Genomic DNA, 24647 nt, shown 5'->3' with positions numbered 1-24647 from the left:
AGTTAGTGTTAACGTGCGCATGATCGAGCGGATAGAATGCATCATAACTTCACCTTTACTATTAGTTCACGAAATAAAGCACAAGAGACATAACCAGTTACTGGTATCTGTTCTCCCGGGCTTTTCTCCCTCCGTGTAACCTCAGGTGAGGTCGGCGGCTCTCGGACCAGTCACTACTTATTAATAGCCGGAACCCTAGCTGCCTGTTTTCTCAATTGTGTTTGGCGATATTAAATCACCGGTAACGTCCCTCGTGCGTTGATTAGTTCAAAGCACCATTTAAGCCAATTTAATAAAATACATTAAAAACATAGTCTTAATAATATACTTAAGAATTTCCAATAAAATCATACCGCATAAAAACGCACTATTAGTAAGCAGCTGCTTTATAGATTGCGCTAAACATGAGCACTACAGAAACATTAAACAGGTGAATTGATCGTTAAAAGCGCTTCTCTTCAAAACATGAGACGCGCCGTTTTCGCTGAATCATCCTGACGTTTTCAGAGTCCGGGAATACCCATCGGACCGGGCAGATCAGGGATGGGTGAACAGGCCGTTAACAAAGCAATCACGGTGAGTAGTGATAGATACTTCAGGCGGTACATCAATCAGAGCTTAAGGCGTCTGAAAACAAGCAGTGCTGATTAAATCACGCCATTGTCCGGTACTGCAAAATCAGGGCGATAATATCGTGATCACTGCATACCGCTTCCATTGCATCATTCATGGTGCGGCGTTGGGGAAGCGATATGTTGAACTTATTACGCAGGACTTCATTAACCTGCTGGTCGGAATTCGGGTCAAACTCTTTGCCAGCAAAATTACATATCCGCTGCAAGATAAACGCTTTAGTCGTCATTAATACAATATCCAGTCGTGTGGGTGGTAATCGTTGAGTGGGTGAAGATAATTGCCTTGCTCCGCCAGATAGTATCTACAGCAGCAGACAGCTGCCGCTTCGGGGAGAAGCGCTAAACAGACATCAATCGGGTTAAATCATGAACGCTAGTAGCAGGATATTTATACAATGACTGCGCCCTGCTTTACCGGGCGCGATACCATCTCAGCTGCCGATTTTTTTACCGGCCCTGCGGTTTGCCCAGGACGATATGACGCGGACCGCCATTATTTTCCCGACCGGAAACACCTTTATCAATCTTCTGGATCTCTCCACCGGCCTTGAGGAAGGCGGCAGTCTGTTCAGCAATCGAGTCATGGGTCTGGCTCGCCGCTGCTTTTTTAGATTTAACTGCCATAAGAAGAGCTCCGTTTGAGTGGTGGCGGAGCATTATAGCATTCTTTGGCTCATTCAGGGGATCTTTATGCCAAACCGCCCCTTCTGGGGTAAAAAATCTATTTGAGAACCGCTGAAACCTCTTTTTTTCACTCGACTAGAACGCTGCAAAATGAACAGCAGGCAAGCTTTCAAAGCCCGGTCTGGCAAACAGATAGCCCTGCATTAATTTCACCCCGGCATCCCTTAACCAACGATACTCGGCAACGGTTTCAATGCCCTCGGCCAGTGGCGTGATATTCAGATCGCGGAAGATATGTAAACAGTGAGTAACAATTGTCTGTCGGACTTTATCGGTGTCGATATCCCGGATCAGTGCCATATCCAGCTTAACAATCTCCGTCTGAAAATCGGCTAACAGATTCAGTCCAGAATACCCGGAACCAAAATCATCCGTTGCCGTTTTGAAGCCAAGCATATGATAGCACTCAACAATTTTTTTAATATGATTGCTGTCTTCAATTTTTTCCACTTCGGTAAACTCAAACATAATCCGGTCAATGGGAAAGTTATATTTTTTTGCAGCCTCAAATGTCGTGCGAATACAGCGCTCTGGCTGATAAATCGCATTGGGCAGAAAGTTGATACTCAGCACCGAACGGATGTTCAGCTTTGCTGCCAGAGCGATCGCCTTTACGCGGCAAAGCTGGTCAAAGATATAGCGGTTATCATTATTTACCCGGGATATAATGGAGTAGGCTGATTCATTATTTAAACCACGTACTAACGCCTCGTAGCCATAAATACTCTGGTCGCTGCAATCGACAATTGGCTGAAACGCCATGGTGAAATCAAAATCGAGGCAGTGCTCATCCGCACACTGACTGCAGGATTTGCGCGCACAGGTTTGCGGTTGTTCCGCCATATCGATCACCTCACAACACGCTCAATCGGATCGCTCGTCGCTCCCGGTTAAAACGGTATAACTATTTCAAATATAGACGCCTGCTGTCACTTCATGATTTAACAACAACTCACATCAGCTTCTTTGTATCAACTATCCACAGATCTGTCAGCAGATAAGCCCAGTCTAGCGGTTATGGGTTCATGAAGCTTATAGAGAATATCGCAAAATGAGGGAATCAGAATGAGGCGAGGAACTGTCGATGGAGGTAAAACCGGGCAGCCGCCCGGCTCACAGCCAGTGACCTAGACGGTTAAAGTGGCTATAACAACGTATGAGAGCGTTGGCAGACAAAACCAAAGCCCTCACACCACTCGGCCATCAGTGCCAAGTTCGGGTTATAGTTTCCTGACCTCGATATTCATGGTCTGAATCCGATAGGCGATCTGACGCGGTGTCATATTCAGTAGGCGCGCCGCTTTCGCCTGCACCCAGCCAGCCTGTTCCAGCGCAGCGATCACCTGACGGCGTTCGTCCATATCCGGGTCATCCCCCGACGCGGAGAACTCAGCAAACGACTCCTCTTTTGGCAGATGTGTCACTGGTGGAGCAATTTGTGGTGCCACCTGAGAGGCCATCGGTGTGTAATTACCCCCCATCAGTTCGGCACTGTTAAAGGAGAAATCACTCTCATCAATCACTCCCTCTTCCGCCATAATCGAAGCCCGTTCAAGGGTATTCTCCAGCTCCCGGACGTTACCCGGCCAGGCATGAGTCATCAGTTTGCGTACCGCATTGTTACTGATATCCAACGGACGACCCTGCGATTTACCAATTTTATCCAGCAGAAAGGTCACCAACTCAGGAACATCTTCAATCCGCTCCCGCAATGGCGGCAGATTGATCGGCATAATATTCAGCCGGTAGTAAAGGTCTTCGCGGAAATGGCCATCACGCACCTCCTGTTCCAGATTGCGGTTGGTCGCCGCAACAATGCGCACCTGCACCGAGATGGTTTTATTACCACCGACCCGTTCAAACTCCCCCTCCTGCAATACGCGCAGTAGTTTGGCCTGAAACATCGGTGAGATCTCACCAATCTCATCGAGAAACAGGGTGCCCTTATCAGCCTGTTCAAACCGCCCCTGACGGGTGCGGGTCGCACCGGTAAAAGCGCCTTTCTCATGGCCAAACAGCTCAGATTCCAGCAGATTTTCAGGCAGCGCCGCACAGTTCAGGCGGATAAAACTGTTATGCGCCCGCGGTGAATTATAGTGAATCGCGCTGGCCACCAGCTCTTTACCGGTACCGGACTCGCCCCGCAACAGCACGGTGGTATCCCATTTCGACACCCGCCGGATCTGTTCAAACATCCGCACCATGGTTGGTGTATGGCCCACCATCAGATTCTCAAAGCCGAACTTACCCCGGACCCGCCGTCTCAGCTCGTCGCGTTCATCGGTCAGTTGCTGCTGTTGGTTTTCCACCTCGCCCAGCAGGCGCAATAACTGCGCCAGCAGGTTGGCGATCATGTTAAGAAAACGACACTCTTCGGCGAGAAAACGTTCCGGGTCTGAGGTCGGCTGGGCAGCCAGCACCCCCACCACTTCGCCCTTATGGTCCTTAACCGGTACGCCGATAAAGGGCAGGCTCAGCTCAAACAGCTCCAGCCGGTCCATAAAGCGCGGCTCATTGGCCAGATTGGGCAATACTAATGAGCTTTGTGACTTTAAAATTGAACCGACAAGCCCCTCTCCCTGCTGATAACGGGCCGCTCCTTTCGCCCGCTGCACCTCATCAGAGTCACTGTGTACCGCGCTGATGAAGAGATGCTCCATCTCATAATCTTTGAGCGCAATCAGACCATTTTTCATCTCCGCTTCGTTGTGCAGAATTTTTAATACTTCATCTAAACTGGGGTTCAGATCCAATGAACGGGTTAACGTCCAGCAAATTTTATCCAGCACACACAGCTGGCGCTCAAATAGTTCTGTTCGGGTGGCGGCACTATTCAACATCATCACTCCCCATTAACCGTCCAGGTCATCAATTGGCAGATGCACCAGAATCCGACAGCCATCCTTGTATTTCGGATCGATCGAAACCGTCCCACAATGTTCAGTCACTACCTCCTGGGCCAGGGTCAGTCCCATACCCCGCCCGGATGTTGGTGTGCGATTACTCTTAGTACTGAAAAAAGGCTCAAACACTTTAGTGATCATCGAGTCCTGAATACCCGGCCCGGTATCGGAAACACTGACGATAATTTCACGTCTTTCAACACGGGTACTGATCTCAATCTCACGTCGCGAAGGGCGTTCCATCTCAATCACATCGATAGCGTTATCCACCAGCTGTTTAAACATGCTGTGCAGACGACTTTCCCGGCCGTTGATTGCCGGAACATACACCGAGGGTAACCAGACCACCTGGATGCCATTGCGCAGCAAACGGGAGGTAGAAAACTCGAGCACATTGCGCAAGACTTCGTTGATATTGATCGAGCCAAACGAGCGGGGCTGCCCCTGTGGCACAACCCCTTCGAGCATATTGCAGGTGTCCTGACCGATCTGAATCGCCTCTTTCAGCACATCGACGATTTTCTCTGCCGAGAGTTCAGCACCTGAGGCGCTCTGCTCCAACATCCGTACCGCAGCAGACATCAGGTTCAACGGCTGTTGGAACTTAAACATCGCGCCGGATAACGCTTCGCGCAGGTGATACACCGATTCCTCCTCAGCGATCAGCAGCTGCATCGCATTCATATGCTCCAGCCGCTCCCGATGGCGCATCTCGGTAATATCTTTGATCACCAGCATCTGGTAGTTCTGTACCGGGTTGGAGAAAAAGCCATCGGCACTTTCATCACCAATTCCGACAATACTGTAATCACAGGAGAAGATTCGATGCTGCTTGCCTTTCCCCACTTCAAGGGTGATTTCGTGACCGGCAATGGTTTGTCCAGGCTTGAGCTTTTGCGGGTTAAAATCCGGGCCCAGGTCTTCTTTTAGTTTTGACAGGAACAACGCCCCCGGTTCGATGGGAGCGATATCGGTCGCCAGGGTTTTATAAGCGATGTTATCCAACACCACCTGGTTTGCCTGATCCATCAGCACAATCGAGGTGTGAGCTGCGTCCAGCACCTTTTCAATCATCTCTTTCTGGTTCTGCACCCGTTGCTGCAGCATATGCAGTTCGGTGACATCCCGGTGCATCCCCAGATAGTTGATAGTTTTATTATTTTCATCCAGAACCGGTGCCACCATCAGCTCAGCCAGGTAACGTTTGCCGTCACGACGGCGATTCACCAGCACCCCCTCCCAGGGTTTCTGCTGCGTCAGCCGCCCCCACAACGACTCGTAAACAATTCTTGGGGTGTTATGGTTGGACAGTATCGACTCATTGCGTCCCAGCACATCCTCTTTCGAATATTCGGTTTCCCGGCTGAAAGTCTGGTTGCTGTAGATGATATTTGCGCTGAGATCAGTGATCGAAATGGCGATGGGGGCATGTTCAACAGCCTGAAAGAAAACGCTTCCGGGCAAACCGGAAAAAACAGCCTGCTCGTCGATATTATCAACGTTGTCACACTCATGAACATTATTACTGACATCTTTAGTCATAACCGCTCCTGTGATTCAAACTGCATAATTCTATTTAGCAATATTTAAGCCACCCCCTCTGTTTGTCGTTATAGCGCTGTTTACGGCCTTCCTCCCTCGAATAACCCTACAATAAACGCACCATTAAAGATCAAAAAACAGCCAGAATGTCGCAAACCCTACAAACACCCTGCCCGACAAAAGCGATGTCATGTTTTTAACAATGTTGCTAATCAAACAGAGAGACAAAACAACAACTCCTTATATTTCAATGATTTAAAAATGGCATATTTAGTGCAGCCGCCCTATCAGCATATTTTTGTTGAGGTTGCTTAGATGGAATTAATCACACTGATGGTCGGCACCGTACTGGTGAATAACGTCGTTCTGGTGAAGTTTCTGGGTCTCTGTCCGCTGATGGGCGTCTCCAATAAATTCAGCACAGCGACCGGTATGGGGGTGGCAACAACGTTCGTTCTGACACTCTCATGCATGTCCGGCTGGTTGATCGAACACTACCTTCTCGAACCACTGAACCTGCAATACCTTCGAATCATCTGCTTCATTCTGGTGGTTGCGGCGGTAGTGCAGTTCACCGAGATGATGATCAAAAAAAGCAGCCCGCTGTTGCACCGAACGCTGGGAATATTCCTCCCCTTGATCACCACCAACTGCGCCGTACTCGGGGTTGCGCTGATTAACATCAGTGAAGGTTTTTCCTTTATCGAGAGCATGACCTACGGCATCGGTGCCTCGATCGGTTTCTCCCTGGTGTTGATTATGTTTGCCGGACTCAGGGAGCGTCTGGCGCTGTCAGAGGTGCCGAAAACCTTTGCCGGAACACCGGTAGCGCTGGTCACAGCCGGGATTCTTTCGATGATTTTTATGGGGTTTGGCGGGCTTGTCTAAGCTCACCGCACCAGTTTTACCGATATTCAGGTTTGAAACTGTTCATCTTAACGGATCGTTTTCAAACCATAGCTTAGAAGGGTAAATATTATGTTTCTGACTATCGCTGTACTGACCTCCCTGGGATTAATGCTGGGCTTTATTCTCGGTTATGCGGACAAAATTTTTGCCGTGGAAGAAGACCCCCTCATTAAAGAGGTTGAATCGATGCTGCCGGGCACCCATTGCGGTCAGTGCGGCTTTACCGGCTGCGGTAGCGCGGCGCAAGCGATGGTTAATGGTGAAGCTGAAGTCACCTGCTGCCCTCCGGGTGGTCAGGTGCTGGCGAAAAGTCTGGCGGACAAACTGGGTGTGAGCGCCGACCTGAGCAATCTCACCTCTGTCCCGCTGACCGCCTCGGTTCAGGAGTCACTCTGCACCGGTTGCTGCCGCTGCTTCAGAGTCTGCCCAACCGATGCCATCGTCGGTGCCAACAAACAGCTTCACTATGTGTTTAAAGAAGCCTGTACCGGTTGTGGTAAATGCGTCACCGCCTGCCCTGAGAACTGTATTGCACTGCATCAGGAAGAGGAGACTCTGGATAACTGGCACTGGCCTAAACCTGCTGCGGTATAAGACGATGTTGATGAAATTTAAAGTGCGTGGTGGTGTTCATGCCGATGAACGCAAAGAGCAGAGCACCGACAAACCGATCCGCGTATTAGGGATTCCACCGCTGCTGTCTATCCCCCTTAGCCAGCACGCCGGTCTGCCAGCGAAGCCGATTGTCACTGAGGGACAGCATGTACTCAAAGGTGAGCTGATCGGTGCTACCGCAGGTGATCGCTCGGCATCCATCCATGCGCCAACATCGGGAACAGTGCTGGGTATCGGTCGGATTCAGGCGCCTCACCCGTCACTGCTGAGTTACGATGCGATCCATATTGAGCCGGATGGACTGGATACTGTCTATGTTCCGGAGAACCCCATCGACCCGCAACAGCTGAGTGCTGAAGCGATTGCCGACCTGGTGGATGGCGCCGGGATTGTCGGCCTGGGGGGCGCGACCTACCCTGCAGCACTGAAGCTGAAAGCGGGTTCCCGGCAAAATGTCCACACCCTGATTCTGAATGGCAGCGAGTGCGAGCCCTATCTCACCTGTGACGATATGCTGATGCGCGAACGCGCCGCTGAGATTATCAGTGGTGCCCAGCTGATTCTCAAAGCGATTAACGCCACACAGATTATCGCCGGTATTGAAGACAACAAACCGGAAGCGATCAGGGCGATGCAGGATGCCGCTCAGGCACATAACAACGTCGAGATCCGGGTGATCCCCACCCGCTATCCAATGGGCTCAGCCAAACAGCTGATCAAAGTCATCACTGGCAAAGAAGTGCCCACTGGTGGCCGCAGTTCTGATATTGGCGTACTGGTTCATAACGTGGCCACCTCCTTCGCGGTGCATCAGGCGATCTATCAAACCCGCCCACTGATCTCCCGCGTGGTGACACTGTCAGGACAAGCACTCGAAACCCCGCAAAATGTCGAAGTCCTGATCGGTACCCCGGTGCAATGGCTGTTAGAACAGTGTGGCGGACTACTGTCGACACCGGCACGGATGCTGATGGGTGGACCGATGATGGGGCAGATTCTGCCCAATACCGGAGTGCCGATCACCAAAGGGGCCAGCGCGATTCTGGCGCTCACCGAAGAGGAGATTAACTCCGCACCGGTTTCCCCCTGTATCCGTTGCGGTAGCTGTGTCCAGGCCTGCCCGATGGGACTGCTGCCGCTGGAGATGGCACGCCACTCAAGGGCGGATGACTATGATGGTGCCAACGAGTTCGGCTTAAAAGACTGCATTCTGTGTGGCTCATGCGCCTATGTCTGCCCCTCTCATATCCCGCTGGTGCACTACTTCCAGTTTGCCAAAGGCAAGCACCGGGAAAACCAGATTCAGTCGAGGAAAGGGGAATATACCAAATCACTGTCAGAGGCTCGCATGGCCCGGCAGGAAAGAGAAGCCGCCGAAAAAGCCGCAGCTAAAGCCGAGAAAGCCGCCAAGGCCGCTGCACGCAAAAAAGCGTCCAGTAACGTTGAAGAGGTGTGAGCATTATGATGATTTCATCCCCCCATGCGCATGATCGCAGCTCAGTTGAAAGGACCATGTATCTGGTCTGTTTCGCCCTGCTGCCCGCGACACTACTGGGGTTTTATCTGTTTGGCTGGCCAGCCATAAACCTCTGGCTGCTCTGTATCGCGGCAGCATTAGCCGGTGAATTGTTGTGCTTATCACTGGCGGGCAAACGTCTGAGTTTTGCCCTGGATGGCTCCGCTATCCTCACCGGCTGGATTATTGCTATGACACTGCCTCCCTGGGGCCCCTGGTGGCTGGCGGTGACCGGTACACTGTTTGCGATTGTCATTGGTAAACACCTGTACGGCGGGTTGGGACAAAATCTGTTCAACCCGGCCATGCTGACCCGGGTCGGGCTGCTGATCTCATTCCCCCTGGAGATGACCACCTGGGCCAACGTCAATCCGATTACCTCAGCCACAGCCCCCGGCTTTATAGAGGGGCTGCGGATTACTTTTCTTGCTGCACCGCTGACCGACGCCCTGACCGGCGCCACGGCACTGGGCCATGTAAAAACCGCACTGACCGCATCCATCCCCTCCAGCGTCTCCGTGGCAGAGATATTCAATATCAAGGATGCGCTCACCGGCTTCACCCGCGGCAGCCTGGGTGAAACCTCGGCACTGCTGATGCTGGCAGGGGGAGTGTTCCTCATCTGGAAAAAGATTATTCAGTGGTATATCCCGGTTGCTCTGATCGTCACTGTTGCGGTGATGGCAACGCTGTTTAACAGCATCGACCCCGAGCGCTATGCTCCGGCGGTTTACCACCTGTTGTCCGGCGCACTGATGTTTGGGGCCTTCTTTATCGCCACCGACCCGGTGACCTCTCCATCTAATATCAAAGGTCAGCTGATCTACGGTGTGGGCATCGGCCTGGTCACCTTTACCATTCGCACCTGGGGTTCCTTCCCGGAAGCGATCGGTTTTGCGGTGCTGTTTATGAACGCGCTGACACCGATCATTGATCGTTATTTCCGTCCGAGAATCTATGGCTACAACTACAAGGGTGCGCCCCTGAAAGCGGCGAAAGAGTAGTGATAAAGAGGAGTAAATGATGAAGCCTACCAGAGCGATTGCAATCCCCAGCTTTACCCACCGCATCGGTTATCAGGCCGGTTTGCTGGGGGGGATGGCAACCATCATCAGCCTGCTGCTGATCATGGGCGATCAGAGCACCCGGGACGATATTCAGCTACGTCTGCAGGAAGATACCCGGGTCATGCTGGATCAGGTACTCCCCGCCGGTCTGTATGACAACAACCCACTGGAGCTGCGCTACAGCCTCAAAGACAGCCCCTTCCCCGGCCACAATGTCGCCTATCTGGCGACTAAAAACGGGCAACTATCCGGCCTCGCCATGGAGGTGGTCGGCAAAGGCTACAGCGGCGATATCGTGCTGTTGCTGGGGCTGAATGAAAAAGGTGAGATCACTGGCGTGCGCACCATCAGCCATGCGGAAACCCCCGGGCTGGGCGACAAAATTGAGATTAAAAAGAATGACTGGGTGACCTCATTCAATGGCTATTCACTGGAAAACCACTCGGCAACCCAGTGGCAGGTAAAAAAAGATGGCGGTGATTTCGATCAGTTCACCGGCGCCACCATCACCCCCCGGGCGGTGGTAAAGGCGGTGAAAAACGGTCTGCTTCATTACGCTCAGCAACGTGCTGCCATCGAGGCTCAGCTCAGTATTCCGGCGACCACCGATAAGGAGAGTTCACAATGACACAGCAGTCCTACGCAGAGATCTGGGCCGACGGGCTATGGAACAACAACGTGGTATTGGGGCAGATGCTGGCTCTCTGCCCGCTGATGGCCGTCACCACCACCGCCAGTAACGGCTTAGGCATGGGAGTGGCGACCCTCGCCGTCATGCTGGCATCGAATATGCTGGTATCCATGATCCGCGGCATCATTACGCCACAGGTCAGGATACCGGTCTTTATTCTGCTGATCGCCGCGATGGTCACCCTGGTAGATATGTTTCTTAACGCCTGGATGCACGAACTGTATCAGGTGCTGGGTCTGTTTATTCCGCTGATCGTCACCAACTGCGCCATACTCGGCCGGGTAGAAAGTTTCGCCTCAAAAAACAATGTCGCCCCCTCGATGATTGATGGCCTGGCCATGGGGATCGGCTTTACCTGGGTGCTGGTGCTGCTGGGCGGCATGCGCGAACTGCTGGGCAGCGGCACCCTGTTTGCCGATGCTTCACTGCTGCTGGGCGATAGTTTCTCCTTTATTGAGATGACAATCTTTCCCGACTATGGCGGCACCCTGCTGCTGATACTGCCCCCAGGCGGCTTTATCTGTCTCGGCCTGATTCTGGCAGGCAAGCGGGTCACCGACCGTAAACTGGAGGCACGCAGAAACGCCATAAGCGCCACCCTGCAGGAGGGATCCGTATGAAAGTATCGATCGCCTATGCAGGTGAAAACAAACAGCTCTGGTCCAATATTGAGATCGACGACAGCGCCACGGTAGAGACCGCGATTGCAGCATCTCAGATTCTGGAGCAATGCCCGGAGATCAACCTGAAAACCCAGAAGATCGGCATCTTCGGTAAGCTCACCCGGCTGAACGCACCGCTTGCAGAGGGCGACCGGATCGAGATCTATCGCAAAATCATCCGCGTGTTTGACGAAGATGATGACGACGATGACGATGATTAATTCCTGAAGGAACCAGGGCGTTTTTACCACAGAGGGCACAGAGGACACAGAGAAAAGAATCTGGGGAGATTTTTACTCGTTCCCACGCTCCCGCGGGGAAACGAGACAGTGTATGAGCCTAGCGATGATCCGCTGCTGCTACGTGTCTCCCGGCACATACGGCAATTTAAGACCCCCGATAAAGATTAAACGCAGTTTCTGCAATTGAGGACGTAAGGAAGAAGGTAATCAAAAAAATAATAATTGGGAAAACCAACGCAAAACCGGCTTTGAATTCAATAAACTGATGATTGACAGCTTTTTTGAACTCACCATCATATAGCTTTATTTCTTCACTCCCTCGGGTCTCCTTCATCTCTTTCTGAAACTGGTTATAGCTCCTGAAGCACTCACGAAACATATGAATACCGATCGGGATAGCGATTAGCAATCCTAAGATTAGTCCGATAATTTGTGGCCAGTCTTCCATCATGTTTGCTCAGTTAACAATCGAAATCAGCCAGCAGCTTAAGTGTTGCTAATACACTGGTGAAAATATAACAATACATGCCGCAATTATAAATTCGATAAAAAACTGGACTTGTGGTTTTTTACGCACAATAGATGCTATAAAAAACGACGAACTAAATAAGGCTGAAAATGCAATTACCATGACATAATTCCAGCCCGCAACTCCTACAAACATACGCATTGAAGCTGCTAATTCCCCTTGGACATCTTTGAATACTGCTCCCAGCCCCATAAGAATTGGGAGGTAAAGCAGCAACATGGTGCTAGCTCTAACCGAAAATAACTGCTTACAGTTCCATTTCTGGTTCATATTTATCAAGGACTCTTAAAACGTTTTGCTTCATCTGCACCGGGTCTGGCGCAGGCCGTGCGCTTGCACGGGGCGTGACAGAGCCGTTTGTTAGTAACTGTAAATACAACACATTAACTACGATTCTTTCGAAGGTAAGTTTTCTAACACTTTACAGAACTCTCGATTTGTAGTTCGGTCCCCTTCATAAATATACCCAGTATCAAAAAAGTGGTTCCGCCTTCAGGTTTTATTTGAATACCCCAGCAACCGCGCTTTTCGTCTGGGTTTTCGATAATTTCTACGATTAGTTTTGTCATTTCATTGTCCTTTTCTGATAACGCCAAAAGCAGCAGTACGAAGCATCCGACTGTCTTTTTTTGTTATAACTTTTATCCACCTACTGAGCCCGCTGCAATACAATCTTAGATTGTAAGCCTTTAGAGATTAATACCATTGCATCACCGGTGAAGGATGAAATTTCGTCTTCTTCTAAAGATTTACTTTCTTGAGATGTTGGCTTTCCATAGAGGTATATCCAGCTAAGGACATTGTTTGATATAGACCATACTCCGGAATAAACACTATCTTTTTCACCTTCGACAACTTCTTTGCGAGTGAACGTAAGATCGGGTTTTAACTCAAAGATAACCTCTACATGCCCCTTTAATTTATCTTCATAGCCACCAACCCAAACACCAAAGAACCTATCTTCATTTTTTCTAATTAAAGGTGTGACATTTGATGCTGGCGAGCGAGAGGTTTGGAGAATACTCATTACCTCAGTCCCTAGTTTACTTTCGCCATCTACAGAAACTGGTGTTGCAAAAGCCAAATAGGAGCTTTTTTGATCGGTTATAAAATGAATGAGCTGGATTTGAGGTTCCTGCTCGCCTTTAGGTGTAAAGGAAATCTTTATATAAGTGAGATCGTACCCGCCTTGCGATTTATTGCTACCTCTATCAAGGATTCTCACAGTGTCCCGTTCGCTTGCCGCATTTATATCCCGTATAAATCCTGCAATCCATACATCAGCATCAAGCCACCCAGGTGGTAATTTGCTAAATGCAATGAAATATTGAAATTCATCCCCATTCCAGCCCACTATAACATTTTCAGTATCATCATAATCAGGAACTATTTGATACGTGATATCCAAGGACTCAAGTAATTCAATTGCCAAACCGTCTGCAACCACTTGTGGCTCAGAGTATACTTGCGATGAAAAAACCATATAGCACACCAATAAAATGATAGTTTTTAATTTAGGCACATTTTTCCTGAAGTTAGTCATGGTAGGACGGCCAGTTACCTGTACCGCCCCCACACAAATCCGGACGTGTGGAACTACCGCATCCGGCTCTTCAGTTGTATATTCGCCCGCGTAAAACTGAGCCCTAACTGTACTCCACCTTCCTCGCGGTTAGTGCACGTACATTAAACTATCTTAACAGCTGTGCGAACTCGCTCCAGTTGTAGCTTCGCCGCTGACTACGTCGGTTTAACCATTTATACAGTACCCTCACCGTCTGATAATGTGGATGTCCTTCATCCAGAGTATTATTTGTTTTCCTCATTAAGATAAAGCACACTCGGACATTACCGACTGCACCAACGACAGCAATAACGTCACGATCAAGGAGGCCCTATGAGTGAACAATACATCCCCCCTGCAATCTGGGTAGATGATACTGCGGGAGGCAACGAATGGGCGAACATCAACAGCCCGGTGTCAGGGGCACGTTACCAACAGGATCTGCCAGAGGGTGATCACCCTTTCCAGCTGTATTCGCTGGGTACACCCAACGGTCAGAAAGTCACCATTATGCTCGAAGAGCTACTGTTGCTTGGCATTAAAGAGGCTGAATACGATGCTTATCTGATTAATATTGGCAAGTCTGAGCAGTTTTCTTCCGGGTTTGTCGGCGTCAACCCAAACTCAAAAATTCCCGCACTGGTCGACAGATCGGGGGAAGAGGATGTGAATGTCTTCGAATCGGCATCAATTCTGGTTCATTTAGCTGAGAAGTTTGGTCAGTTCCTGCCACAAAGCGGCCCCAGCCGGACAGCGGTATTCAACTGGTTGTTCTGGGCTCAGGGTTCCGCTCCCTTTCTCGGTGGCGGCTTTGGTCATTTCTACGCCTATGCTGATGAAAAACAGGAATACCCCATCAATCGCTATGCCATGGAAACTAAGCGCCAGCTGGACGTGTTAGATAAACAGCTGGCAAAACATCCCTATGTGGCGGGTGATGAATACAGCATCGCGGATATCGCCATCTGGCCCTGGTATGGCAACCTGGTTCTGGGGCGTTTATATGATGCCGCAGAGTTTCTGCAGGTTGAAAGCTACAGTCACGTTCTACGATGGGCACAGATGCTGGAACAACGCGAGGGCGTCAAACGTGGCCGCATCGTTAACAAGTCCTCGGGGGAGGCATGGGAACAACTGCGTGAACGTCACTCCGCCGACGATATTGATAAGGTTTTGGATTTAAATAAAGTCGCTAGTAGTTAGACGCGACTGCGTCGCTTGCTAGATAAAAGACGTAGCTCGTTATTCGTCGCTCGAAATAGCAAAGAATCTGCCGCTTTTTTCGCTTTTTCTAACCACTAGCAAGTGGCGCAGCCACGTCTAGCAACTCACGTTTTTTACCTTGTAGCAAACCCCACAACAGCCAGAATCGATCAAATACTATCAATGTAGGCTTTCCAACAAACGCCGGGGACAGTCAGACATAAATAATTTTTATCTATATTTATCAATCACTTATTTTTATAAAAATCATGGTACGTTAACTGCAATATTGCCTGTACGCACGTTTAATTCGCATTGTTTATTTGCGCACTGCAGTCCAGATTTTTACGCACTTTAGTGCAAAAGGAGATTGATATGTCACGTATTGGTTTGTTTTTTGGCACCGACACCGGTAAGACCCGTAAAGTAGCCAAAATGATCAAAAAGAAGTTTGACGATGAGGTGATGGCCAGCCCGTTAAACGTTAACCGTGCAGAACCCTCTGCTTTTGCAGACTACGAGTATCTGATTATCGGCTCTCCAACTCTGGGCGAGGGATTGCTGCCTGGCCTGTCTGCAGACTGTGAAAATGAAAGCTGGGAAGAGTTTCTGCCGGAGATTGATGATGTTGATCTGAGCGGAAAAACCATTGCTATCTTTGGTCTGGGCGATCAGGTTGGTTATCCGGACGAGTTTCTTGATGCCATGGGCGAGTTATACGACTTTGTGACTGAGCGTGGTGCGAAGGTTGTTGGTTCATGGCCAACTGATGGCTATGAGTTCGCCCACTCTGAAGCGGTTGGTGAAGATGGCAAGTTTGTCGGTCTGGCACTGGATCTTGATAACCAGTCAAACCTGACGGAAGAGCGCCTGAATGCCTGGTTAGCGCAGATTGCGCCTGACTTTGATCTGCCGCTCTGATTTTTCAATACGTTTTCCTATTAGTTACGGTATTCCCTGCCGTACGCCTTTTATGCGTAGCTCTCAGGGCTACGCTTTTTTTTCCGCCAGACAGCCTGTTGCGCTGGTCGGCGTGTTCATGTGAGGTCTTGCGATGATCAATCCCAACAGTTCCGGAACTGACATACTCAATGCACTTGTCCCGATGGTAGTGGAGCAATCCGCCAAGGGCGAGCGGGCCTACGATATCTATTCGCGATTATTAAAGGAGCGGGTCATTTTTCTCATCGGGCCGGTCGAAGACCACATGGCCAACCTGGTAGTCGCACAACTGCTGTTTCTCGAAGCCGAAAATCCCAGTAAAGATATCCACCTCTATATCAACTCTCCGGGAGGCTCTGTCACCGCCGGGATGTCTATTTATGACACCATGCAGTTTATTAAACCGGATGTCAGCACTATGTGTATGGGGCAAGCAGCCAGCATGGGCGCGTTTCTGCTGGCCGGTGGTACCCAGGGTAAACGTTTTGCCCTGCCCAATGCCCGGGTGATGATCCATCAGCCGTTAGGGGGTTACCAGGGTCAGGCGTCTGACATTGAGATCCATACCAAAGAGATTCTGAGTATCCGTCACAAGCTCAACAGCCTGCTGGCTAAACATAGCGGACAGTCAATGGAGACCATCACCCAAGATACCGATCGGGATAACTTTATGACCGCGGAGGCTGCCAAAGCCTATGGGTTGATTGATGAAGTGCTGATTCAGCGGGGTTAATAGCCGATGGCAGATCTTCAGCAATTTAACCATTTTTATCTCAGTTACAGTGGCATCAAACTGCCACTGAAGCTGGTCGGCCCGATAGCGCCTTCGGAGATCGAAAACCGCAACACGTTTTTCGCCTCGAAGGTTGATGATCGGGGCCGGGTAACCGAGATCGCCAAAGTGGTCTACAACGAGATCGAATTGCACCACCGCTACCACTATCACGATGATGACCAGAGCCTGACTCAGGCCATCATCACCACGGACGGGGAAACCCATACCATTCAGTATTGAGATCAGGGTCAGCCCTGTGTCAGAACGGTGGGGACATAAGCCCACCGTTACTACCGGAGAGAAGATTATGCTTGAATCAGACTTTTTTGAAGTGTCCGATGAGTTTATCAACCTTGCCAATGATCTCGCCAACGAGTGGGCTCAGCCGATGCTCAGCGCATCAATTATGCATGCGGCGGCACGTTTTAATGCATTCCACCTGATGTCACAGAATGATGCCGGTGATATCAATACCGCCATCGATTTTCTCACTACCCAATACAGACAGATGCTGATTGAGAATCTGCGGGAACTGAAAAGCGGCCAGCCGGATATGCTCAATCATAGCTGACCTGTTCCCGGTGCCCCCGGCGATAAGATAGAGAGCACCACAGAGAGCACAGAGACCCGCAGGATTGAGCGCACGGCATGGCTATCGGTCGAGTCTGACACTCTTCTGCACATAGTAGGCGATCAGGCCGATACACAGTCCCCAGAATGCGCTGCTGATACCCAGCAAGTTCAGTCCGGACGCGGTGACTAAGAAGGTCAGCAGCGCGGCTTCTCTGTCCCCTGGCTCAGCCAGCGCAGCCGACAGACTGTTACCGATGGTACTCAACAGCGCCAGCCCGGCGATCGCCATCACCAGGGCCGTGGGGAACGCGGTAAACAGCGAGGCGATGGTCGAACCAAACAGTCCGGTTAACAGATAAAAGCCCCCGGCCCACACCGACGCCATATAGCGTTTTGACCGATCCTGTCCGGCTTCATTGCCCATACAGATCGCCGCCGTAATCGCCGCCAGGTTATATGAGAACCCGCCAAAGGGTGCCAGCACCACCCCGGCAAAGCCGGTCCAGGTGAGTAAGGGTGAAACCGGCGTTTCATAACCATTGGCGCGCAGCACAGCGACACCCGGGACATTTTGCGAAGCCATGGTGATAATAAACAGCGGCACACCCACACCAATCATGGTTTGCAGATGAAAGACCGGCGTCACCCAAACCGGCATCGATAACTGCCAGCTGAGTATCTCAATATTCAGCTGCCCCTGAAAAAATGACAGCGCACTGCCCACCAGCAACACAATAGGAATGGTATAACGCGGCAACACCCGCTTAACGAAGATAAACGCGCCCAGCATCACCCCGACCAGCAGCAGGCTGGACTCCATCACATTAAACAGATTCACCCCAAACTGAAGTAACACCCCGGCCAGCATCGCGCCTGCCAGCGGCATGGGCACATGGTGCATGATTTTCTCAAACCAGCCGGTAATGCCGCACAGCAGAATCAGGCTGGAGCTAAAAATAAAAATTCCGACCGCTTCACTGATCGGCACACCGGACAAGGCGGTCACCAGCAGTGCAGCCCCCGGCGTCGACCACGCAGTTAAAACCGGTGTACGAAAATAGAGCGACAAACCGATGCTGGTCAGACCCATACCGATCCCCAGCGCCCACAACCAGGAACTGATCTCAGCGGCAGAGGCGCCGGCTGCACCTGCAGCCTGAAAGATAATCACCGCAGAGCTGGTGTAACCCACTAACACCGCCACAAAACCCGCCGAAACATGTGACAGGCTGAAAAAACTTTTTATCCCTTGCCGATCCATTGTTGATCCCATCCTGACAACCTCATACACTCTGACAATCAAACTGTGCGCTATAACGCTCAGAGCAGAAAGAGTAGCATTGTGCGCTATAGCGTACAACGAAAATTCTGTGTCACCCATGATGGAAAAACCTGTGCAGGAAATTAATCAGTACCTCGCGAAAACCTTAAAAGCACTACGCCTGGAAAAAGGCTGGAGCCTTGATCGGGCCGCCAGTGAAACCGGGGTGAGTAAGGCGATGTTGGGTCAGATTGAGCGGGGGGAATCCAGCCCGACTATCGCCACAATGTGGAAAATATCAAAAGGGTTTCATCAATCACTTTCCAGTTTATTAGAGCCTCCTGCCGAGACAACCAGCAAGACTCTTATCCGCCCACCCTCTGCACAACCAGGCTCTCTGGCCAGCGACGGCGCCCCTATTTCACCGATCTTCCCCTATGAGGAACGCTTTGGTTTTGAGATGTTTGAGTTAACCCTGCTGCCGGGCTATGAACGACTCTCTGAACCTCATATTCAGGGGGTCACAGAGCACCTTGTTGTGCTCAGTGGGGAGATGGAACTACTGGTGGATGGCGAGTGGCTACCGCTGACGAAAGGCTCATCGGTGCGCTTTGCCGGAGATACGCCCCACGGTTATAGGAATCGCAGTCAGGCCCCGGCAACCTTTCACAACATACTTCACTACCGCCAGGATCTCTGCGAATAGAACCTGGCAGATAAGCTTTGACCCTCGCCATCCCTACCCGGTCGCCATTTTTAAGCTACGCTTAATCCTGTACTTAACACGATCTGTCAGAACAGGAGTTAAACATGTCTGATCACCATACTTACAGGAAGATAGAGGTTGTGGGTTCATCCCCAACAGGCACCGACGATGCGATCCGTAATGCCCTGGCTCAATGCAGCAAAACAATCAAAAATATCGACTGGTTTGAAGTGGTCGAAACCCGCGGGCATGTGGTTAATGGAGAGGTGGGACACTTTCAGGTCACCCTGAAGGTTGGCTTCCGGATAGAAAACAGCTGATAACGGACAGGAGAGTGTGCTCTCCTGCCCTCTTCGCCTGAGCTGGCAGTCGTTGTCAGCTCAGACAGATAACGGTTACGTTAAAGCTAAATAGCCTTAACGACGCCGCGCTTTTCGCGCCGGACGGCCCGACTTACTACGGGGGCTTTCACCGGATTTCGGCGAATAGCCAGAGCGATCACCCGCTTTGGCTTTCTGTTGATTACGGGGTGGGGTTTTCTTTTTACTCTGAGCGCCAGGCTTTTTCTTCTGTCCCGCAGGCGCTTCTGAGGAGGATGCCGCCGCGGCTTTTAAAATCACCTTCAGTTCAGCCTCTGTCAGATCCCGCCATTCGCCCACCGGCAAGCCCTTGAGATCGACATTCATGATGCGCACCCGTTCCAGCTTTGTCACCTCATAGTTGAAGTGTTCACACATCCGGCGAATCTGACGGTTCAGCCCCTGAATCAGGGTGATACGAAACACCTGAGGCGACTCTTTAACGATTTTACATTTCTTAGTAATCACGCCGAGCATCGGCACACCGGCACTCATACCAGTGATAAAGTCATCGGTAATGGGTTTATTCACCGTCACCAGATACTCTTTTTCGTGCTTGTTACCCGCACGCAATATCTTATTCACCAGATCGCCATTATTGGTCAGAAAGATAAGTCCCTGAGAATCTTTATCCAACCGGCCGATGGGAAAGATCCGGGTACTGTGATTGACAAAATCGACGATATTGTTGCGTTCACTGCCCTCAGTGGTGCTGACAACGCCCACCGGTTTATTCAACGCAATAAAAACAAGATCTTCCGCTTCTTCAGGATCGATCGCCTGACCATTCACCTTCACCAGATCGCCTGGGAAAACCCGATCACCAATCGCTGCACGCTTACCATTGATAAACACATTACCCTGTTCAATAAAACGATCAGCCTCTCTGCGGGAACAGATACCACTGTCACTGATATATTTATTTAAACGGGTCGATGTGTCACTCAACATAGATGCATGTCTCAATAAGGTGGGGCTGAAATGGCTTATCAGATGGCACCAGAACCGGGCAACCATCGGAATTATGCGTATTCTTGACCAAATGACCGGCAGGCGCCAGCCCTGTCGTAAAATTAAAGGTAAAATTAAGAACGAAATCAGGGACAGAATGATGAAGATGTTACCGCAGAGGAGATTAAATAATATTTGAAACCCGCGGTGAGCACTTACTTAAAATTTCCACTTCACTTCAAAATCGGTTATCTTCTTTTCTCCTCGAAAATCACCCTCACAAGGACAGTGAGTATGTTACATCCCATGGACAGGGCACAGTTATGCAGTGGCAACGATCTCACTGCCGAAAAACTCCCCTATGTTATTCGCCCGCAAGAAGCCCTGAATACTGCCCGACGGATGTGGGCCAATGACTTCGAGCGCTCGAAACTGATACGTTTTAGCCCGACGCCCCGGCATACGCGCCATAATCGGCGTCTACCTTTTCCCCCGTCGCTGGAAAATTCGATTCGTACCGGTCAACTGATATTGCTCCGGGCTGATGCCCGTATGGTCACCGCCCCGGTGGTTAGCCAGCAAAATGGTGAGCTACAAGCTTCCGCGTTAGAGCGGGAGTCACTGATGTTTCGCACCACCATCGAACGGGCGATGAAACGCAGTAGCTTCAGTAGTGGCCGTGTCAGTACCCCAGATACAGTCACAGACGCTCCAATGAGTTTTGCCGACAGCATCGCCGCAAACAACAAGTATCTGCTGGGCGAAGACAAACAAACCAAAGAGAAACAGTACTGCGTAGATCTTCAGTGTGTCTGGGACAACGGCCAGTCAGTAGGTGAAACCCCCATACTACTCACCTTTGATAACGGTGAAGTGCAGCGGCACACTCTACCCCCCAATGGTCACCTGCTGGTCACAGGGGTTTCCTCCCTCTTCTATAAAGCACAGCTCAAACCTGATGAGGGTGACCCTGAAAAATCAAAACTCCGCACTGCCATTCAGAAGATCCTAACCGCTATCATTGATGAAGAAGAAGCCCAGGCGGCGCTTCATCAGTCATTACAGGATGAGATGGGTGTTGTTGACAATGTTGTGGTGCATACCGGTGCTGTGATGTGGGGTATCTGGAACCTGGCTAAAGACTCAGTTGTTGCTGTTAAAGAGTGGTCTGACATTTTTAATCCAGTGGTCGCCTATAACCATATATTACAAGCTGCTTATGCGGCAAAGCAGGCAGGGCCAGAATCAGACTGGCAAGAAACCTTCAGAGAAACTTATAACGATCTTCAACACAGGGAGTGGGTAGAAGCGCTGGGCTTTGATCCTTCACAGATCACCATAACTCAACTGGCAGAAGCCTATGAATTGGCCAACTTCGTGTATGAGGATCCGCCTACTCAAAAAATGCTGGCTAAGTTCGGAAGAGAATATATCGCCGCTCAAGACAGCGTAGAGCTTGCAGAATCCGTAGCACCAGCGGTAATTGAAACCATTCTGGGTGCTATCTTAACAGCGATGACCATGGGTGCAGGAGGTACTGTTGTAGCAGGACGAGTGGCTACTAAAGCGTTTACCGAACTGGGTGAACTTCTGATCGATCTGGGTAACGTGCTGAAAAAAGCTAAACTTTCAGAACGCATATTCAGCAAGATGAGTAATAAGCTAGAGAAGCTGGAAATTCGGCGTCCGAAAGCACAGAAAGTGGCAGAACCGAAGCGGGTTGATGGGAATCGAAATGATGGTACGATGCGGGGTGAGAGTGTTGTTCCAGACAACCAATCTTTAGTTGGTCAGTTAGAGCCAGGTAATCCAAGAAGTACGAGTATTCCGAGAAATGGAGACAGACTTGTTCTTAATCAAGGACAACTGCCGACGTGTGGCCCCAACTCTTGCGCGATGGTTCTGGACTCTTCAGGCAAGACGTATGATTTAAATAAGCTTATTGTCGACTCTAAAGTGACTTCTCAAGGCGCGTATATGGGGGACATGGCGAAGGCTCTTCGCAATCAGGGGCTTGATGCTGCCAGAGTTAGAAACCGTGTGAGCGTTGATGAATTAGCCGAAGCAACATCAGGAGGTAATCCCGCAGTAGTAGCTACTCGATTAGACAGGGGCGGTCATGCTGTTGTAGTTGATGGAATTACAACTCGCCAAGGTCAGCAATTTGTCGCGATTCGAGATCCAGCGCTAGGTAGGCAGTACTTCACGCCATTAGACGAGTTTGCTCAGCGTTTTAATGGTCAGGCGATTTTAACTAACCCTAAAAAGCCGTAAGGAGAGTAGACGGTGTATAAAGTATCAGAATTACAAAATATTGACTTGCCTAACGATGGGTTGGAATGCTCAGTAAAAGGTAAATTTTACTACCGCATATCGGACCATGGAGAAAGCGGGAACAACTACGTTAACTGTTATGTGGATGATTTATCGGATAATAGCTCATCAAAATTATTTCTTTCTGATGAAGTTGGAGAAACGGTAATTGACGGTGATGAAACTTTTGGAATGATGGTTGGTGGTGAATTCGCATATTATGATATTGATGTGGAGCTTGAGTGTGTAATTAAGAAAACACCACAGGGGTTGATCTGCGCAACGGTGGAGAAGCTAAAACTTGAGAAGGATGGTGATAGTCAAGTGTTTAGCTTCTAAACTGGGTGTTCAGCAACTTGTTGATGCAAACAAGGCGTTTCCGCGTTTGGATATGGAAGGTGGTATCCTCAACCGAGTTGGGCATGACTTTAAGAATTGTCCACTGGGATTGTATTTATAAGCCAGATTTCCTTAAATAACCCGGCCACTGTTTAAGATCCCTTTAGGATCTAAGGTGTCTTTAAGTTTGTGCATCAGGGCGATCTCTTCCTCTGTTCTGGAGTGATGTAAGTACTTTCTCTTTAACACACCGATACCATGCTCGGCAGAAATCGAGCCCTGAAATTCACCGACAACCGCCATCATCCTGGCAGAGATCGCCGCCAAATCGTCTGCTGATCCCGTGCCGGCACAGATATGCAGATTACTGTCACCGATGTGACCAAAAATACGCAGTTTGATCTTCGGGAATGTGGCATAGAGCATCGGCTCTAAATGTTCCATAAAGGCCTGCATTCGATTGATTGGCACGCTGATATCGGTGTTAACAACCGGCCCCATGACAGATAACAGTTCGCCAATACTATCGCGTATCATCCAGAAAGAGTCTGCATCGGCAACGGATTGTGCTACGACGACATCGGTGGTCATCCCCTGCTCCATGGTCTGAAATAACACTTCGCTAAACATTTCACTATCGTGCTGATAATCCTGACCGCGATATTCAATCAGAACATAAAAGGGGTGGTCTTCCTTAAAAGGGCTGCGGGCCTGCTCTACGGTTTCTATCACATCGTTATAGTAGTTCGCCCACATCACCTCAAAAGAGCTAAGCCCTTCCCCCAGTGATGCATAGGTGTATTTCAGCAGTTTCAGAATAGTCGGGAAGTCAGGTGCCGCGCAGAGGGCCGTCTGAACGGATGTCATCTTTGGAAAAAGACGCAACACCACTTTTGTCACGATCCCCAGCGTTCCTTCGGAGCCGATCAGCAGCTGCTTCAGATCGAAACCAGCATTATTTTTTAACATCTTATTGAGTGAGCTGATAATGGTGCCGTCGGGCAACACCGCTTCCAGTCCCAGTATTAAGGCACGTGCCGACCCATAGCGGATAACCTGATTACCACCGGCGTTGGTGGCGACATTACCACCGATAGTGCAACTCCCCCGTGAGCCCATATCCAAAGGGAAGCAAAGCCCAACCGCGTCGGCGGCTTCCTGAATCACCTGCAGAGGCGTTCCGGCATAAGTGGTCAGTGTCATTGAGTCCACATCAACCTCAATCACACCCGTCATTCTTTCCAGTGATATCGCGATCTCTTGCGCTTGTGGAACAGCACCGCCACTAATACCGGTCATGCCCCCCTGAATAACAATCCGCTGTTCTACCGCATTACACAGCTTAACAGCGGTGGACACCTCTGCTGTGGTCTTCGGTCTGACCACAGCCAGCGGCAGCATCCCCTCAACGCCACTCCAGTCGGTCTTACATCTGTCACCCATCGATGCACCGGTAAGTACCGCTTTGGGGCCGAGGTTTTCAGTCAGTTGTTGGAGGATATCGCTCATGAATTCACTTCTGCAGACATAGTAAAAACACAGATAATACACAAACATAAACAGGGAGGCCCATTATGTTGTCATTAATGGCTAGATGAAAACAGAACCGGGGCACTCTCTGGTTGAGAGCTATTTTTCAGATACGCTCTTTAGATAAGCTTTTGAG

At 50.1% G+C, this 24647-nt stretch carries 27 protein-coding genes and 1 riboswitch; of the genes, 16 read left to right on the top strand and 11 right to left on the bottom strand.

What is annotated here, in order from left to right:
* Positions 1-110: 110 nt before the first annotated feature.
* Positions 111-210: riboswitch (guanidine-I (ykkC/yxkD leader) on the bottom strand.
* A gap of 442 nt (positions 211-652) precedes the next feature.
* From ACQY8X_RS15735 to nifL, 5 genes are all read right to left on the bottom strand, one after another.
* Positions 653-862, bottom strand: coding sequence for a hypothetical protein (locus tag ACQY8X_RS15735; RefSeq protein ID WP_428036095.1), 210 nt, complete (start codon positions 860-862; stop codon positions 653-655).
* A gap of 220 nt (positions 863-1082) precedes the next feature.
* Positions 1083-1259: a hypothetical protein gene (locus ACQY8X_RS15730; RefSeq protein ID WP_428036094.1), complete on the bottom strand. Its 177-nt coding sequence runs from the start codon at positions 1257-1259 to the stop codon at positions 1083-1085.
* Between the two features lie 135 nt (positions 1260-1394).
* The gene (locus ACQY8X_RS15725) at positions 1395-2162 is read right to left on the bottom strand and encodes an EAL domain-containing protein (protein ID WP_428036093.1); all 768 of its coding nucleotides are present in this window, start codon (positions 2160-2162) and stop codon (positions 1395-1397) included.
* Between the two features lie 377 nt (positions 2163-2539).
* Entirely contained in the window at positions 2540-4162 is a 1623-nt protein-coding gene (nifA, locus tag ACQY8X_RS15720; RefSeq protein WP_428036092.1) for a nif-specific transcriptional activator NifA, read from the bottom strand.
* Between the two features lie 9 nt (positions 4163-4171).
* A complete protein-coding gene (gene nifL, locus ACQY8X_RS15715; protein ID WP_428036091.1) occupies positions 4172-5764 on the bottom strand; it encodes a nitrogen fixation negative regulator NifL in 1593 nt (530 codons plus the stop codon).
* Between the two features lie 315 nt (positions 5765-6079).
* On the opposite strand from nifL, the gene rsxA reads away from it, so the two are divergent.
* The 7 genes from rsxA to ACQY8X_RS15680 all read left to right on the top strand — a co-directional run bounded on the left by rsxA (position 6080) and on the right by ACQY8X_RS15680 (position 11445).
* Positions 6080-6652, top strand: coding sequence for an electron transport complex subunit RsxA (gene rsxA, locus ACQY8X_RS15710; protein WP_428036090.1), 573 nt, complete (start codon positions 6080-6082; stop codon positions 6650-6652).
* A 90-nt stretch (positions 6653-6742) separates the two neighbouring features.
* On the top strand, positions 6743-7267 hold the full coding sequence (locus tag ACQY8X_RS15705) for an RnfABCDGE type electron transport complex subunit B (protein WP_428036089.1): 525 nt from the start codon (positions 6743-6745) through the stop codon (positions 7265-7267).
* A gap of 10 nt (positions 7268-7277) precedes the next feature.
* Positions 7278-8744, top strand: a complete 1467-nt coding sequence (rsxC, locus tag ACQY8X_RS15700; protein ID WP_428036088.1) for an electron transport complex subunit RsxC — start codon at positions 7278-7280, stop codon at positions 8742-8744.
* Positions 8745-8749: 5 nt separating this feature from the next.
* Positions 8750-9808 (top strand): RnfABCDGE type electron transport complex subunit D, encoded by a 1059-nt coding sequence (locus tag ACQY8X_RS15695; protein WP_428036087.1) that lies wholly within the window; start codon positions 8750-8752, stop codon positions 9806-9808.
* 19 nt (positions 9809-9827) lie between these two features.
* Positions 9828-10499 (top strand): electron transport complex subunit RsxG, encoded by a 672-nt coding sequence (rsxG, locus tag ACQY8X_RS15690; protein ID WP_428036086.1) that lies wholly within the window; start codon positions 9828-9830, stop codon positions 10497-10499.
* The gene (locus ACQY8X_RS15685; RefSeq protein WP_428036085.1) at positions 10496-11182 is read left to right on the top strand and encodes an electron transport complex subunit E; all 687 of its coding nucleotides are present in this window, start codon (positions 10496-10498) and stop codon (positions 11180-11182) included. Before rsxG ends, ACQY8X_RS15685 begins: the two co-directional genes overlap by 4 nt.
* Positions 11179-11445, top strand: coding sequence for an RnfH family protein (locus ACQY8X_RS15680; protein ID WP_299200680.1), 267 nt, complete (start codon positions 11179-11181; stop codon positions 11443-11445). Before ACQY8X_RS15685 ends, ACQY8X_RS15680 begins: the two co-directional genes overlap by 4 nt.
* Before the next feature lie 166 nt (positions 11446-11611).
* Here the strand turns inward: ACQY8X_RS15680 and ACQY8X_RS15675 are convergent, their stop codons facing one another.
* From ACQY8X_RS15675 to ACQY8X_RS15665, 3 genes are all read right to left on the bottom strand, one after another.
* A complete protein-coding gene (locus ACQY8X_RS15675; RefSeq protein WP_428036084.1) occupies positions 11612-11917 on the bottom strand; it encodes a hypothetical protein in 306 nt (101 codons plus the stop codon).
* A 45-nt stretch (positions 11918-11962) separates the two neighbouring features.
* Positions 11963-12265 (bottom strand): hypothetical protein, encoded by a 303-nt coding sequence (locus tag ACQY8X_RS15670; RefSeq protein WP_428036083.1) that lies wholly within the window; start codon positions 12263-12265, stop codon positions 11963-11965.
* Between the two features lie 379 nt (positions 12266-12644).
* Positions 12645-13517, bottom strand: a complete 873-nt coding sequence (locus tag ACQY8X_RS15665; RefSeq protein ID WP_428036082.1) for a hypothetical protein — start codon at positions 13515-13517, stop codon at positions 12645-12647.
* 375 nt (positions 13518-13892) lie between these two features.
* Here ACQY8X_RS15665 and yghU point away from each other — a divergent pair, with 375 nt between their 5' ends.
* The 5 genes from yghU (at position 13893) to ACQY8X_RS15640 (ending at position 17050) form a co-directional block, all read left to right on the top strand.
* Entirely contained in the window at positions 13893-14762 is an 870-nt protein-coding gene (yghU, locus tag ACQY8X_RS15660) for a glutathione-dependent disulfide-bond oxidoreductase (protein ID WP_428036081.1), read from the top strand.
* Between the two features lie 375 nt (positions 14763-15137).
* On the top strand, positions 15138-15683 hold the full coding sequence (locus ACQY8X_RS15655; protein WP_428036080.1) for a flavodoxin: 546 nt from the start codon (positions 15138-15140) through the stop codon (positions 15681-15683).
* 133 nt (positions 15684-15816) lie between these two features.
* Positions 15817-16437 carry an ATP-dependent Clp endopeptidase proteolytic subunit ClpP gene (gene clpP / locus ACQY8X_RS15650; protein WP_428036079.1) on the top strand — a complete coding sequence of 207 codons (621 nt, stop codon included), beginning with the start codon at positions 15817-15819 and terminating at the stop codon, positions 16435-16437.
* 6 nt (positions 16438-16443) lie between these two features.
* Positions 16444-16719, top strand: a complete 276-nt coding sequence (locus ACQY8X_RS15645; RefSeq protein WP_428036078.1) for a DUF6156 family protein — start codon at positions 16444-16446, stop codon at positions 16717-16719.
* A 16-nt stretch (positions 16720-16735) separates the two neighbouring features.
* Positions 16736-17050: a DUF3144 domain-containing protein gene (locus ACQY8X_RS15640; RefSeq protein ID WP_428036077.1), complete on the top strand. Its 315-nt coding sequence runs from the start codon at positions 16736-16738 to the stop codon at positions 17048-17050.
* Between the two features lie 81 nt (positions 17051-17131).
* Here ACQY8X_RS15640 and ACQY8X_RS15635 read toward each other — a convergent pair whose 3' ends face one another.
* Positions 17132-18325 (bottom strand): benzoate/H(+) symporter BenE family transporter, encoded by a 1194-nt coding sequence (locus ACQY8X_RS15635; protein ID WP_428036076.1) that lies wholly within the window; start codon positions 18323-18325, stop codon positions 17132-17134.
* 121 nt (positions 18326-18446) lie between these two features.
* On the opposite strand from ACQY8X_RS15635, the gene ACQY8X_RS15630 reads away from it, so the two are divergent.
* Positions 18447-19019, top strand: a complete 573-nt coding sequence (locus ACQY8X_RS15630; RefSeq protein ID WP_428036075.1) for a helix-turn-helix domain-containing protein — start codon at positions 18447-18449, stop codon at positions 19017-19019.
* A 104-nt stretch (positions 19020-19123) separates the two neighbouring features.
* Positions 19124-19339 carry a dodecin gene (locus ACQY8X_RS15625; protein WP_299200702.1) on the top strand — a complete coding sequence of 72 codons (216 nt, stop codon included), beginning with the start codon at positions 19124-19126 and terminating at the stop codon, positions 19337-19339.
* A 96-nt stretch (positions 19340-19435) separates the two neighbouring features.
* Here the strand turns inward: ACQY8X_RS15625 and rluF are convergent, their stop codons facing one another.
* Positions 19436-20329, bottom strand: a complete 894-nt coding sequence (gene rluF / locus ACQY8X_RS15620; protein WP_428036074.1) for a 23S rRNA pseudouridine(2604) synthase RluF — start codon at positions 20327-20329, stop codon at positions 19436-19438.
* A 294-nt stretch (positions 20330-20623) separates the two neighbouring features.
* Here rluF and ACQY8X_RS15615 point away from each other — a divergent pair, with 294 nt between their 5' ends.
* On the top strand, positions 20624-22603 hold the full coding sequence (locus ACQY8X_RS15615) for a cysteine peptidase family C39 domain-containing protein (protein ID WP_428036073.1): 1980 nt from the start codon (positions 20624-20626) through the stop codon (positions 22601-22603).
* A 12-nt stretch (positions 22604-22615) separates the two neighbouring features.
* Positions 22616-22981, top strand: coding sequence for a hypothetical protein (locus tag ACQY8X_RS15610; RefSeq protein WP_428036072.1), 366 nt, complete (start codon positions 22616-22618; stop codon positions 22979-22981).
* A gap of 132 nt (positions 22982-23113) precedes the next feature.
* Here the strand turns inward: ACQY8X_RS15610 and ACQY8X_RS15605 are convergent, their stop codons facing one another.
* Positions 23114-24490: an FAD-binding oxidoreductase gene (locus ACQY8X_RS15605; RefSeq protein ID WP_428036071.1), complete on the bottom strand. Its 1377-nt coding sequence runs from the start codon at positions 24488-24490 to the stop codon at positions 23114-23116.
* Between the last annotated feature and the right edge of the window lie 157 nt (positions 24491-24647).

Origin of the sequence: Amphritea sp. (genome assembly GCF_050300915.1) — a bacterium.
GTDB lineage: Bacteria > Pseudomonadota > Gammaproteobacteria > Pseudomonadales > Balneatricaceae > Amphritea.
This window is presented reverse-complemented; position numbering and strand designations above follow the sequence as displayed.

Coding starts and splice junctions, on each gene's coding strand:
- nifA (WP_428036092.1), bottom strand. CDS start 4,162: ATGATGTTGAATAGTGCCGCCACCCGAACAGAACTATTTGAGCGCCAG.
- ACQY8X_RS15705 (WP_428036089.1), top strand. CDS start 6,743: ATGTTTCTGACTATCGCTGTACTGACCTCCCTGGGATTAATGCTGGGC.
- ACQY8X_RS15675 (WP_428036084.1), bottom strand. CDS start 11,917: ATGATGGAAGACTGGCCACAAATTATCGGACTAATCTTAGGATTGCTA.
- ACQY8X_RS15680 (WP_299200680.1), top strand. CDS start 11,179: ATGAAAGTATCGATCGCCTATGCAGGTGAAAACAAACAGCTCTGGTCC.
- yghU (WP_428036081.1), top strand. CDS start 13,893: ATGAGTGAACAATACATCCCCCCTGCAATCTGGGTAGATGATACTGCG.
- ACQY8X_RS15670 (WP_428036083.1), bottom strand. CDS start 12,265: ATGAACCAGAAATGGAACTGTAAGCAGTTATTTTCGGTTAGAGCTAGC.
- nifL (WP_428036091.1), bottom strand. CDS start 5,764: ATGACTAAAGATGTCAGTAATAATGTTCATGAGTGTGACAACGTTGAT.
- ACQY8X_RS15730 (WP_428036094.1), bottom strand. CDS start 1,259: ATGGCAGTTAAATCTAAAAAAGCAGCGGCGAGCCAGACCCATGACTCG.
- rsxC (WP_428036088.1), top strand. CDS start 7,278: ATGAAATTTAAAGTGCGTGGTGGTGTTCATGCCGATGAACGCAAAGAG.
- ACQY8X_RS15625 (WP_299200702.1), top strand. CDS start 19,124: ATGTCTGATCACCATACTTACAGGAAGATAGAGGTTGTGGGTTCATCC.
- ACQY8X_RS15685 (WP_428036085.1), top strand. CDS start 10,496: ATGACACAGCAGTCCTACGCAGAGATCTGGGCCGACGGGCTATGGAAC.
- rsxG (WP_428036086.1), top strand. CDS start 9,828: ATGAAGCCTACCAGAGCGATTGCAATCCCCAGCTTTACCCACCGCATC.
- ACQY8X_RS15635 (WP_428036076.1), bottom strand. CDS start 18,325: ATGGGATCAACAATGGATCGGCAAGGGATAAAAAGTTTTTTCAGCCTG.
- ACQY8X_RS15735 (WP_428036095.1), bottom strand. CDS start 862: ATGACGACTAAAGCGTTTATCTTGCAGCGGATATGTAATTTTGCTGGC.
- rluF (WP_428036074.1), bottom strand. CDS start 20,329: ATGTTGAGTGACACATCGACCCGTTTAAATAAATATATCAGTGACAGT.
- clpP (WP_428036079.1), top strand. CDS start 15,817: ATGATCAATCCCAACAGTTCCGGAACTGACATACTCAATGCACTTGTC.
- ACQY8X_RS15605 (WP_428036071.1), bottom strand. CDS start 24,490: ATGAGCGATATCCTCCAACAACTGACTGAAAACCTCGGCCCCAAAGCG.
- ACQY8X_RS15725 (WP_428036093.1), bottom strand. CDS start 2,162: ATGGCGGAACAACCGCAAACCTGTGCGCGCAAATCCTGCAGTCAGTGT.
- ACQY8X_RS15695 (WP_428036087.1), top strand. CDS start 8,750: ATGATGATTTCATCCCCCCATGCGCATGATCGCAGCTCAGTTGAAAGG.
- ACQY8X_RS15615 (WP_428036073.1), top strand. CDS start 20,624: ATGTTACATCCCATGGACAGGGCACAGTTATGCAGTGGCAACGATCTC.
- ACQY8X_RS15655 (WP_428036080.1), top strand. CDS start 15,138: ATGTCACGTATTGGTTTGTTTTTTGGCACCGACACCGGTAAGACCCGT.
- ACQY8X_RS15645 (WP_428036078.1), top strand. CDS start 16,444: ATGGCAGATCTTCAGCAATTTAACCATTTTTATCTCAGTTACAGTGGC.
- rsxA (WP_428036090.1), top strand. CDS start 6,080: ATGGAATTAATCACACTGATGGTCGGCACCGTACTGGTGAATAACGTC.